General features: G+C 39.3%; 13 protein-coding genes. 7 read left to right on the plus strand and 6 right to left on the minus strand.

Annotated features, from left to right (window positions below; genetic code table 11):
* The first annotated feature begins 132 nt into the window (after window positions 1–132).
* From HUN22_RS11845 to HUN22_RS11870, 6 genes are all read left to right on the plus strand, one after another.
* Window positions 133–498 carry a hypothetical protein gene (locus HUN22_RS11845; protein ID WP_174729547.1) on the plus strand — a complete coding sequence of 122 codons (366 nt, stop codon included), beginning with the start codon at window positions 133–135 and terminating at the stop codon, window positions 496–498.
* Window positions 499–519: 21 nt separating this feature from the next.
* Entirely contained in the window at window positions 520–1,680 is a 1,161-nt protein-coding gene (locus tag HUN22_RS11850) for a glutathionylspermidine synthase family protein (RefSeq protein ID WP_174729550.1), read from the plus strand.
* Between the two features lie 293 nt (window positions 1,681–1,973).
* Window positions 1,974–3,029 (plus strand): aromatic ring-hydroxylating oxygenase subunit alpha, encoded by a 1,056-nt coding sequence (locus HUN22_RS11855; RefSeq protein ID WP_174729553.1) that lies wholly within the window; start codon window positions 1,974–1,976, stop codon window positions 3,027–3,029.
* A 56-nt stretch (window positions 3,030–3,085) separates the two neighbouring features.
* Window positions 3,086–4,426, plus strand: a complete 1,341-nt coding sequence (gene guaD, locus HUN22_RS11860) for a guanine deaminase (RefSeq protein WP_174729556.1) — start codon at window positions 3,086–3,088, stop codon at window positions 4,424–4,426.
* A gap of 199 nt (window positions 4,427–4,625) precedes the next feature.
* Complete coding sequence (gene hpt, locus HUN22_RS11865; RefSeq protein ID WP_174729559.1) at window positions 4,626–5,153, plus strand: hypoxanthine phosphoribosyltransferase; 528 nt, start codon at window positions 4,626–4,628, stop codon at window positions 5,151–5,153.
* A 172-nt stretch (window positions 5,154–5,325) separates the two neighbouring features.
* On the plus strand, window positions 5,326–5,577 hold the full coding sequence (locus tag HUN22_RS11870; RefSeq protein WP_125739819.1) for a GlsB/YeaQ/YmgE family stress response membrane protein: 252 nt from the start codon (window positions 5,326–5,328) through the stop codon (window positions 5,575–5,577).
* Window positions 5,578–5,626: 49 nt separating this feature from the next.
* Here HUN22_RS11870 and HUN22_RS11875 read toward each other — a convergent pair whose 3' ends face one another.
* Window positions 5,627–6,325, minus strand: a complete 699-nt coding sequence (locus tag HUN22_RS11875) for a DsbC family protein (RefSeq protein WP_174729562.1) — start codon at window positions 6,323–6,325, stop codon at window positions 5,627–5,629.
* A gap of 241 nt (window positions 6,326–6,566) precedes the next feature.
* Here HUN22_RS11875 and HUN22_RS11880 point away from each other — a divergent pair, with 241 nt between their 5' ends.
* Window positions 6,567–6,830: a metal/formaldehyde-sensitive transcriptional repressor gene (locus tag HUN22_RS11880; RefSeq protein WP_174729565.1), complete on the plus strand. Its 264-nt coding sequence runs from the start codon at window positions 6,567–6,569 to the stop codon at window positions 6,828–6,830.
* Between the two features lie 48 nt (window positions 6,831–6,878).
* On the opposite strand, the gene mnmE is transcribed toward HUN22_RS11880, so the two are convergent.
* The 5 genes from mnmE to rpmH all read right to left on the minus strand — a co-directional run bounded on the left by mnmE (window position 6,879) and on the right by rpmH (window position 10,978).
* A complete protein-coding gene (mnmE, locus tag HUN22_RS11885) occupies window positions 6,879–8,234 on the minus strand; it encodes a tRNA uridine-5-carboxymethylaminomethyl(34) synthesis GTPase MnmE (RefSeq protein ID WP_174729568.1) in 1,356 nt (451 codons plus the stop codon).
* A 90-nt stretch (window positions 8,235–8,324) separates the two neighbouring features.
* Window positions 8,325–10,085 (minus strand): membrane protein insertase YidC, encoded by a 1,761-nt coding sequence (yidC, locus tag HUN22_RS11890; protein WP_174729570.1) that lies wholly within the window; start codon window positions 10,083–10,085, stop codon window positions 8,325–8,327.
* 5 nt (window positions 10,086–10,090) lie between these two features.
* A complete protein-coding gene (yidD, locus tag HUN22_RS11895; RefSeq protein ID WP_003656027.1) occupies window positions 10,091–10,411 on the minus strand; it encodes a membrane protein insertion efficiency factor YidD in 321 nt (106 codons plus the stop codon).
* Window positions 10,412–10,421: 10 nt separating this feature from the next.
* Window positions 10,422–10,814 (minus strand): ribonuclease P protein component, encoded by a 393-nt coding sequence (rnpA, locus tag HUN22_RS11900; RefSeq protein WP_005063921.1) that lies wholly within the window; start codon window positions 10,812–10,814, stop codon window positions 10,422–10,424.
* Window positions 10,815–10,843: 29 nt separating this feature from the next.
* The gene (gene rpmH / locus HUN22_RS11905) at window positions 10,844–10,978 is read right to left on the minus strand and encodes a 50S ribosomal protein L34 (protein WP_000831329.1); all 135 of its coding nucleotides are present in this window, start codon (window positions 10,976–10,978) and stop codon (window positions 10,844–10,846) included.
* Between the last annotated feature and the right edge of the window lie 321 nt (window positions 10,979–11,299).

The raw sequence follows: 11,299 nt of genomic DNA on the forward strand, positions 1-11,299 counted from the left end.
GATCTATACTTTAAAAGAGCTAATCAATATCATATGCCAACTTAAAATTTATCTTTCCTAATCAGAAACATAATAGATAACAGCTATTCGGTATTTTATGCCGAACATACTTATTAAAATGTGTGGAGTCTCATGCGTTCTAAAAAAATTAATCTTGTCGTGGTCCCTTTATTACTCACGGCATGTAACCATAATGATGGTCCTTTAGTACAAGACGTATATAACAACCAATATGACTGTGCTCGCGACTGGAATACCCAAACTTGTGAAGAAGAAAATAGCTCAAGTGGGCATGGTTCTAGTTATGTTGGAACCCGCTATTTAGGGCCTGCGTATTATCAAAATAATCGGGAAGTTTCTTATCACGGCAATACCTTACATCCTTACAGCAATTTGAGTGTGGGTCGTCCCATCATTTCAAGCACAGCGAAAAGTTCGTCTTTTTCATCCCCAATTCGTGGTGGTTTTGGCCGTAGCGGTTTTTCTTTCGGCGGCTAAGTCTTTAGGTATTCACTTAATATGAAAAGAAAAATATTTACTCCACGCCCAGACTGGCAAGTGGAGCATCAAAATATTGGTTTCGATTATTTTAATTTACCTTCTCTTGATGGCTCAATTTACTGGTCTGAAGGAGTTGCGTATGAGTTCACACTTAAGCAGATTGAACAACTTGAAGATGCAGCAAATGAACTGCATCAGATGTGTTTATCGGTGGTAGGAGATCTCATTCAACGGGGCAATTATCCAACTTATTTTCAAATTCCTGAAGTTGCCATAAGCCATATTGAACATTCTTGGAAACAGAATGTGCCTATGCTCTATGGCCGCTTTGATTTCGCTTACGATGGGCGAAATATCAAAATGCTGGAATATAACGCCGACACGCCGACTGGCTTACTCGAAGCCTCTGTCGCGCAGTGGCTGTGGATAGAACAAGTCTCAGGCATTGCAAACCGAGATCAATTCAATAGCATTCATGAAGACCTGATTAAACGCTGGAAAACAATTTTACCGCGTGCAAGCCATGTGCATTTTGCTGCTTGTCAGGAGGCTGGAAGGGAAGACTGGGGTAATTTAGAGTACTTGATGGATACCGCTTATCAAGCTCATCTACAAGTTTCCGAGCTTTCTATGGAGAACATAGGCTGGAACGGGCAAGATTTTGTTGATCTCCATAATCAGCCCATTCAAAACATATTCAAGCTCTATCCATGGGAATGGATCTGGGAAGAAGCATTTTCTCAATATATCCACCCACAAACACAGTGGATTGAACCTTGCTGGAAAATGTTACTTTCAAATAAAGCCATTCTGGTTGAGCTTTGGAAGCGTTACCCCAACCATCCATTATTGATTGAAACCCATACCTATGACCAGCAACAAGCTTTGTCTGGCAAATGGGTGAAAAAGCCGATTTTGGCAAGGGAAGGGGCCAATATTCGAGTTTTACAAGATGGTCATGACCAAGGCGCGGCTTCTGGTAGCTTTTATTTTGATGACTATGACAAATACGGTTATGTCATACAGAAATGGGTAGATACCCCATTATTTTCAGGACAACTCCCTACACTCGGATTATGGATGGTCGGTCATCAATGCGCAGGTATGTCTATTCGTGAAGATTGCTATGACATTATTGGTAATGATGCTCACTTTGCAGCGCATTATTTTGTCGAGTAATAAATACCTAGAGGTATTTTAAAAAGCACTTTTTAGGTGCTTTTTTATTGTGCCTTCCACGCAGTCAATCAGTGCATTTTAAATATATAGCGAATAATAATTTTTGGTTTTTAAAGCTAAACTAGAACAAAAATTCAAAAATATAATGACTTAATCTTATGTAATTTAATAATTTTATTCTTATTTCTTTAATTAAAAATCAATATTGGCAAGCTCTTTGCATCTCCTAAAAAGAAAAAAGCCTAGATTTTAAGGGCTCGTGAGAGCCCTGATTTTTTTTAAGGAGTGATGCCATGAATGCGATTCCAACTTTAACGCCCCTTGCCATGCCATGTAACAGCAGTTTTGAAGCAAAAGATTGGGAAATTTTATCGAACCATTGGTATCCCGTCGCACGTACTCAAGATGTCTCTACTGCACCTCAACGCGTCACTCTACTAGACGTCAACATGGCCCTCTATAAAACCGAAAGCGGTGAAATTCATCTGGCCCGAGACATTTGTCCACATCGTGGGGTGCCTTTGACCAAAGGTTGGGTCGATGGTGAGGAAATTGTGTGTCCTTATCATGGTCTACGCTATAACAGCGAAGGGAAATGTACCCAAATACCCGCTCAACCCGAACTAACTAAAATTTCTGATCGTTTTTCTCTGACCAAATTTCCGGTTATTGAACGTTATGGTCTCATTTGGACCAGTATTCATAGTCGTGATATTGCTAGAGCCAATATTCCAGTATTAGATACTTGGGAGCATGCAGAGCATCAATCAATTTTACCGCCTTTTGTGGATATTGGCGGTTCTAGCGGACGTCAACTTGAAGGATTTATCGATGTCGCTCATTTTGCGTGGGTACATCACAATGCCTTTGCGAATCGTGATAATCCTATCGTCCCTAAATATCACACTGAACGTACCGACTATGGTTTAAAAACGGTCTATATCAGCAATGTCAGTAATTATCCGCATGAACTAAAACATCTCGAACCAGAAGGCTTTTTGTGGAAACGTACCTTTGATGTCTATCCACCTTTTTCAGCCGTACTCACGGTCGATTTTCCAGAAGGTGGTGTCTTAAAAATCTTGAATGCTTGTTGTCCTATCTCAAGTAATAAAACCCGTTTATTTGTTCCTCTCTCCCGCAACTTTGATCAGACAGGTGATTTAGAAAAGGTATACGCATTTAATGCGCAAATTTTTGCTGAAGACCAAGACATGGTCGAATCACAAAAGCCAGAAGAGCTACCGCTTGATTTAATGATGGAAGCACATTTTGAAGCAGACCGTTCATCAACGACTTATCGACGGATTTTGGCTGAATGGGGACTAAGTAAACGTTATACCGTTTAAATCTTGGCTAAGTGGGGTACAATCAATCGAAAAAAGTGAAAATATAAAGGCTTTCCATGTCATTGATCGCAAATACCACCGTTGTGCGTGGTCGTTTTTTAGATATCCAGCAAACCGTCTCTGAGCCAACTGATATTCCAAATCAAGTGCGTTATTTAGAAGATGGTGTATTGATTAGTGAACATGGAAAAATCAAGTGGTTTGGTACATGGGAAGAGGCTCAGCAACATCTACCAGCTGGGGTTGAGGTTCAACATTACCCAGAACAATTGATTGTACCTGGCTTCATTGATACCCATATTCACTTCCCGCAAACCGAAATGGTGGGAGCATACGGCGAACAACTTTTAAGCTGGCTCAATACTTATACATTTCCAACAGAAATCCAGTTTCAAGACAAATCATATGCAAATGAAATTGCCCAGTTCTTTGTTCAAGAACTCTTAAAAAATGGTACAACCACAGCACTGGTTTTCTGTACAGTTCATCCTGAGTCAGTTGATGCTTTGTTTGAAGCCGCAGAGCGCGTTCAGATGCGTTTAATTGCCGGTAAAGTACTTATGGACCGCAATGCCCCTGAAGCGCTTTGTGACACGCCAGAAACGGCTTACAGCGACACCAAAGCACTCATTGAAAAATGGCATGGTAAGGGCCGTGCTCTGTATGCAATTACGCCTCGTTTTGCACCCACTTCTACACCTGAACAATTAGAAAGAGCAGGGCAGTTAAAACAAGAGTTTCCAGATGTTTATGTACATACTCATTTAAGTGAAAACAAAGATGAAATCGCTTGGGTGAAATCTTTATTTCCTGAACAAGCTGGCTATTTAGATGTTTATCAACATTATGGCCTGACTGGTAAACGTTCCGTTTTTGCTCATTGCGTTCACTTAGAAGATGAAGAATGGCAATGCATGCATGATACGCAGTCTGCTATCGCATTTTGCCCAACCTCAAACCTGTTCTTAGGCAGTGGTTTATTCCCATTGAAAAAAACATGGGAAAAACAAGTAAAAGTGGGCTTGGGTACAGATATCGGTGCTGGTACATCATTTAGTTTATTGCAAACTGTTAACGAGGCTTATAAGGTTCAGCAGTTACAAGGCGATAAACTTTCAGCTTATGAAGCACTTTATCATGCAACTTTAGGTGGAGCAAAGGCGCTTGATTTGCAAGATCAGTTAGGCAACTTCAACGTCGGTAAAGAAGCAGACTTTGTGGTACTGAATCTCAAGCCAACAGCATTACAGGAACTTCGCCAGTCTAAATCCAAATCTATTGAAGATTCTCTGTTTGCATTATTCACTTTAGGTGATGACCGTAATATTGAGGCGACTTATATTTATGGAAAACGTGCTTATCAAAAAGAAACAGCCCAAGAAAAATCGGGTGGTTAAGTTTTTGTTATTATTTGGAATATGTGCTCTTGCATTAAGGCGTGATCGACATAGTCCGCAAAATGATGAAATTTCACAGCCATCAAAGGGTGCATGAAACTTCTTTTTGCTTTAAAATTTTACCATTAACTCAGATTTTCGAGGTGTTGCAGGTCAACACCTTTTTTATTTTTTCTTTTATATCTTGTAGGAATCTGCCATGACTGTTGCAATGAGCATCATGATTTCAACCGAAGAAATTCAAGCAAAAGTCAAAGAGCTCGGCGAGCAAATTAACGCTCACTATGCAAATAGTGATAAAGAATTAGTCCTTATTGGACTACTTCGTGGTTCTGTTATTTTCATGGCAGACTTGTGTCGTACAATTACCAAACCGCATGAACTCGACTTCATGACAGTGTCTAGCTACGGCGGCGGTACGACTTCAAGTCGAGATGTTAAAATCTTAAAAGATCTTGACGGTGAAATTCGCGGTAAAGATGTATTGGTTGTTGAAGACATTATCGACTCAGGCAATACCTTAAGCAAAGTCGTTGAAATGTTGCAAACTCGCGAGCCAAATTCGATTCAATTGTGCACGTTAGTGAGTAAACCCTCTCGCCGTGAAATTGAACTCGAAGTGAAATTTTTAGGTTTTGAAGTTGAAGACAGATTCATTGTGGGTTATGGCTTAGACTACGACCAGAAATATCGCCACTTGCCATTTATTGGTGAAATTGGTTTATAAGTTTCAGATAAATAGCACCGCAAGGTGCTATTTTTTTATATAAAACCCGAGATTTGAACAAAAAAGACACAAAAAGTCGCAATCTGCTACAGACAAAATAGACAGCTCTATCGCACGATAGAATATGAAGCAAAATCATTAACTTCATCAAAAAAACAACTGGAGAACAAATATGTGGTCACTTATTGTTGCTATTGTGGTTGGTTTCTTTGCTGGCTTAATCGCTCGTGCTTTACATCCAGGGGACGATAAAGCAGGTTTCATCGTAACTACCTTGATTGGTATTGCAGGTTCACTTTTAGCCACTTATGGTGGCCGTTTACTTGGACTTTACGGTGAAAATTCAGTTGCGGGCTTTATCGCATCCGTGATTGGTGCTGTCATTATTCTTTTTATCTACAACTTGATTGCACGAAAAAGCTAAAATTTAATTCATTAAAAAAAGCACCTTCTGGTGCTTTTTTTAATTTATTTTAAAGGCCTAACTCTTTCCAAACTGCCTGAATTTCTTCAGCAGAACGCGCTCCAACTAGTTTAAAACCATTTGCAAAAATTAAGGTTGGGGTGCCATTAAAACCTAGTTTTTTTCCTAGTTCCAAATTACGGTCAATCGGGTTTTCACAGCTCGTAACTGTTGGTTTAACGCCTTGTTGAATCAGTTTTTTCCATGAGTAAGATTGATTTGGTGCACACCAAACTTGTCTAGAAACCACAATAGACTGAGGTTTTAAAGGATAGATAAACGTGTAAATAGTCACGTCTTTAAGCTTGTCGAGTTCAGGTTCAAGTTGCTTACAATAAGGACAATTTGGATCAGAAAATACTGCTAAAACATGCTGACCATTACCTTTGACTGTTTTAATTGCATCTTTTAGAGGCAGCTGTTTCCAATCAATTGAGTTCTGTCCTAAAACCAGATCTTTGGTTAAGTTCTTTTGGTCTTTTAACCGAATCATAGAGCCTACAAACATATGTTGCCCATCTTCACCCACATAAATGATTTGCTGATCGAGATTAGCGCTATATAGCCCAGGCATTTCAGTTTTCTGAATATTGCTAATTTTTAAATTAGGATATTGTTTTTTAATATTTTCCCTAACAGTATCCACATTAGCGGAACTCACACTTACAGTTAAGCTAAATAGTGCCAATATTCCTAATTTTTTAAGCATAAAACCGACTCATAGTAGGAGAGAAACCATTTTAATCAGTTGAGCTTTTTAAAACAGAACTGATTACCGAGTTATAACCAAACTCCCACTCAATTATGCCAATGTTTCACGTGGAACATAAGTTGTTTTTAGAAGGTCCATCAAACTGATATTGATGATGACGTGATACACTATGATCCTACATAATATTTAAACCAAATATACTCCCTGCTAGTATATTAAATTATACAAGAGAACACAGATGAGTCACGTCGGTCAGGATAAAAAAATAGTTAATCGTGTAAAACGACTAAAAGGACAAATTAATAGTATTGAGCATGCTGTTGAACAGCCAGATATTTCATGCATAGAAATACTGCAACAAGTTGCTGCAATTAAAGGGGCGATAAACGGTTTGATGAGTGAATTAATGGAACAGCATTTACATCACCATGTGCTCAAAGAAGCACAAGTTGATCAGAATGAATTAGATAAGTTTCTTAAGATTCTAAAAAGATATGGTTAACGAGGTGACTGAATGACACAGCCATGTGCATCATTCAGAATTTTGTAATTATTTTCCAATACAGAATGAACCAAAAATCTTGCCTAATAGGTCATCGGCACTAAAGTCACCAGTAATTTCCCCTAAAGCATTTTGGGCAAGACGTAGAGACTCAGCGACCAGTTCACCCGCGTTAAACACAACAAGTTGCTCGCGTGCTTCTGAAAGATAGAGCTGTGTGCGCTTCATTGCGTCTAAATGACGTGTTCTCGCAATAAAGGTGTCTTCCTCAGGCTGAAAGCCTGCATGCGCTGTAATCGCATCTACGAGGCCTTGTACGCCCATTTCTTGTTTTGCAGAAACGGTTATATGACGGAACCCTTGAAAATCGCTTATTTCAGCTAATTGACCAGTTAAATCGCATTTATTACCAATTAACATTAAACGACGTGGTTCAATGTGCTCAGCAAAATATTCTTGAGCAAGTTTTAATGGATCATCACCTTGATTTAAATCATAAACCAGCAATAACAAATCAGCCTGTTCAATTTCTTTGATTGCTCTACGAATCCCTTCTTTTTCAACGATGTCACCCGTCTCACGAAGGCCCGCTGTGTCTGTTAAAGTGATTGGTAGACCATTTAAGCTAATTTTTTCATGCAATACATCACGAGTTGTACCAGCAATATCAGTCACAATTGCACGCTCAACACCAGCAAGCGCATTCAACAAGCTCGACTTACCCGCATTTGGTTTACCAGCAATAACAACTTGTAAACCTTCACGTAATAATTGCCCTTGTCGTGCAGAGGTTTGAACAGCATGTACCGACTGCTGAACATCTTCAAGTAAAGCTAAAATTTTGCCATCTGCCAAAAAATCGATTTCTTCTTCAGGAAAATCAATTGCGGCTTCAACATGTAAGCGTAAATGAATCAGTTTTTCTAAAACGGTATTAATTTTTGTTGAAAAAGCGCCTTGTAAAGAACGAACTGCAGAGCGTGCCGCAGCTTGCGAAGTCGCATCAATCAAATCGGCAATCGCTTCCGCTTGTACCAAATCCATCTTGCCATTTTCAAAAGCTCGCATGGAAAATTCACCGGCTTTTGCAGCAATTGCACCAAGCTCAAATAAGCGTCCAAGCAAGGCATTTTGAATGACCGGACCACCGTGACCTTGTAGCTCTACAACATCTTCACCTGTAAACGAGTGAGGATTAGGAAAGCATAGAACAATCCCTTCATCCATAATGCTGCTATCAGCATCATAAAACTTACGAAAACCCGCCATACGCGCTTCAGGCAATTTTTTTTGTGTCAGGTTTTGAGCAATTTCATAAGCCTTAGGTCCAGATAGGCGAATCACGCCCACACCACCACGCCCTGGTGGCGTTGCAATTGCGGCAATCGTGGTTTGACTTTGCATATTATTCACCTAAAAACCTAAAATCCAGCCAAAGAAAAATCCGCCTAAGATTACCATCTTAAGCGGATTTATTCAGCAAAAGTTCAACGATTAAGAAGCTGATTCAGTCTTATTTAAACGACTTTTTTCAACGCTCTTATTAATAAACGACTGCTGTAAAATAGTAATACTGTTGTTCACAATCCAGTACAGCACGAGACCTGCTGGGAAGAACAACATAAATACTGTGAACATAATCGGCATAATGCGGAACACTTTTGCCTGCATTGGATCAGCTGGTTGCGGGTTCAACATTTGCTGAGCAAACATGGTAACACCCATGATTAACGGCAAGATGAACCAAGGATCCATTGCTGACAAGTCTTGAATCCAGCCTAACCATGGTGCATGACGTAATTCCACACTTTCCATGAGTACCCAGTACAAAGCAAGGAAAATTGGCATTTGTAGCAACAATGGTAAACAGCCTGAAAGTGGATTTACTTGTTCACGCTTATATAAAGCCATCATTTCTTGCGAGAAGCGCATACGGTCTTCACCGAACTCTTCTTTCATGCGTTGCATTTCTGGTGCAATTACACGCATTTTCGCCATAGAACGATAACTTTTTGAAGATAAAGGCCATAAAATCAATTTTACTAAAATCGTAAGTAAAATGATTGACCATCCCCAGTTACCCACGATGTTATGGAAGAATTGAAGACCTAAGAACAGTAACTTAGCAATCGGCCATAACCAACCATAATCAACAGTCTGATTTAAACCGACAGCTAAATCTTTTAATTCAGATTGTACTTTCGGACCTGAATAAAGTTTTGCATCCACTTCCATTGAAGTGCCTGCCGGAACATTAATCACTGGTGAAGTAAAACCAATGATATTCATATGATCAGCAGATTGACGAGATTCAAGTTTAGCCACATATGGTTGGCCATTCGCTTGAGTTAACTTAAGATTTCCAGGAATCCAAGCACTGACAAAATAATGCTGAACAATCGCAACCCATCCACCTTTCGCTTCTGTATTTACTTTTTCTTCTGAGAAATTAGCAAATTTAAGCTTATTGTAATGTGCATCAGGTGTTCCCCAAGCTCCACCTAAGAAAGTTCCTAAAGTGAAAATACCTTGAGAAGATTTACCAGGATCATCAGAATTATCGCGCTTTAATTGTCCAAACATCTGACCTTGCCAGCTTTGTTGGCTACGGTTAATGACTTGATGTTTTACAACAATTGGATATTGACCTTGGGTGAAAGTGAAAGTTTTAATAATTTCAACGCCTTCAGGTGTTTTAAATACCATCGGAACGTTTAAAACTTTTCCAGTTTGACCCTTTTGATCCTGTACACCTTTAGCATCAGCCAAAGTATATGATGTTTTTTCAACAGCATATAATGGACGACCACCACGACTACTATCTGGTCCATTCAAACCAATTAAGCCAGATTGAGCAACATATGTACGCTTGGCATCATTTTCAAGCATAACAAAAGGTTGATCGCTGTCTTTGCTTTTGTCGTGTGAGAGTAATTCAATACGAACAATATCACCACCTTTTGGATTGATCCAAATATGGTAAAGGTCAGTTTGTACTGAAATAAGCTGTTGATTCACAGGTGCAGTTGCATCTGTGGTTTGTGACTGCGCAATATTTGCTTGTGGCACATCGGAAGCCACTGTTGCATTTTTAGCATTTGGCAAATCAGCAGATACTTCATGCGAACTTACAGCCGCCGCTTGTTGTTGCGGTGCAGTTGCAGCATTTCCATAATCTTTTTGCCAAGCCAAAATGAGCAAATATGCGGTGACAAACATGGCCCCGAGAATTGCAAACCTGGCCCATTGTTGCATATCTATTACCCCAAATGGTTAGAGAGATTTTGCTTCAGTAAACGATCACGAAAGGGTACAGCAACATGATGCGTTTGAGAATCTATTTGATGAAACGAAATAAAACGAATTGCTTTTGGCGGTACCGGATCATATCCAGATCCTCCCCACGGATGACAACGACAAATTCGTTTAGAAGATAACCAAACGCCTTTTATCGCACCATGAGTTTGCAATGCTTCTATCGCATATTGGGAACAAGTCGGGATATAACGACAACGGGGTCCAAGAAGCGGACTAATCGCAATTTGATACAGTCGAATCAACCAACGTAGAAAACGGACCATTGGCTATCTCTTAATTCTGCGAGGTTGTGCCAACTTTAGAATGTTTTTTTGCTAAGCGCTGTAATTTTTGCCACGCAAAATCTAATTGTTGATATAGCTCAGCATTCGTAATCGTTTCTATACCAACTTTCGGCATCACCACAACATCTATGTCTGATCCAAAATTCGGCTGATGTAGACGAAAGCTCTCACGAGCAAGACGTTTTATTCGATTTCTTTCATGCGCTCGGCGCACTTTTTTCTTAGCAACAACAATACCCAAACGGCTTTTAGGCTGTTCGGTTAATTTTGCAAGAAATAAAAAATGGGGTTGATGCACTTTAAAAAGCGCACCATCAAATACACTTTTATAATCTGCAGCACAGCGTATTCGCACGTCTGTGCTAAAACTGTAAAGTGTCATCACACCCAAGTCTGGTCAGCGTAACAGTATTAAACAGTTAAGCTATGACGACCTTTTGCACGACGACGAGCTAATACTTGACGACCAGCTTTAGTTGCCATACGAGCACGGAAACCATGAACGCGTTTACGCTTTAATTCAGATGGTTGGAAAGTACGTTTCATATTGAAACTCCCAAAAATGATCTTTCTATAAAGGTCCGCGATTTTATTGTGCAATGTTTACGCTGTCAATGAAAAACCAAGAAAGTTTTGTATTTAACCCAAATTTTTACTCTCTTTACTTATTTTTATGCTTGCCATAATTCAATGCAATATATAGCTTCAAAAGTTACACACAAAGTAATTGCTTATTTTTATTAGGAATTTTAATATATACACACCTTATATACATATTTATCAACAAAACAAGATATCATCTTACTTTAATTTGCTTCATTTGAATTTAAATTCATATTTTGCAGTTATCCACAAAAGATCACTCTC

This window comes from Acinetobacter lactucae (assembly GCF_013344765.1).
Lineage (GTDB): Bacteria > Pseudomonadota > Gammaproteobacteria > Pseudomonadales > Moraxellaceae > Acinetobacter > Acinetobacter lactucae_A.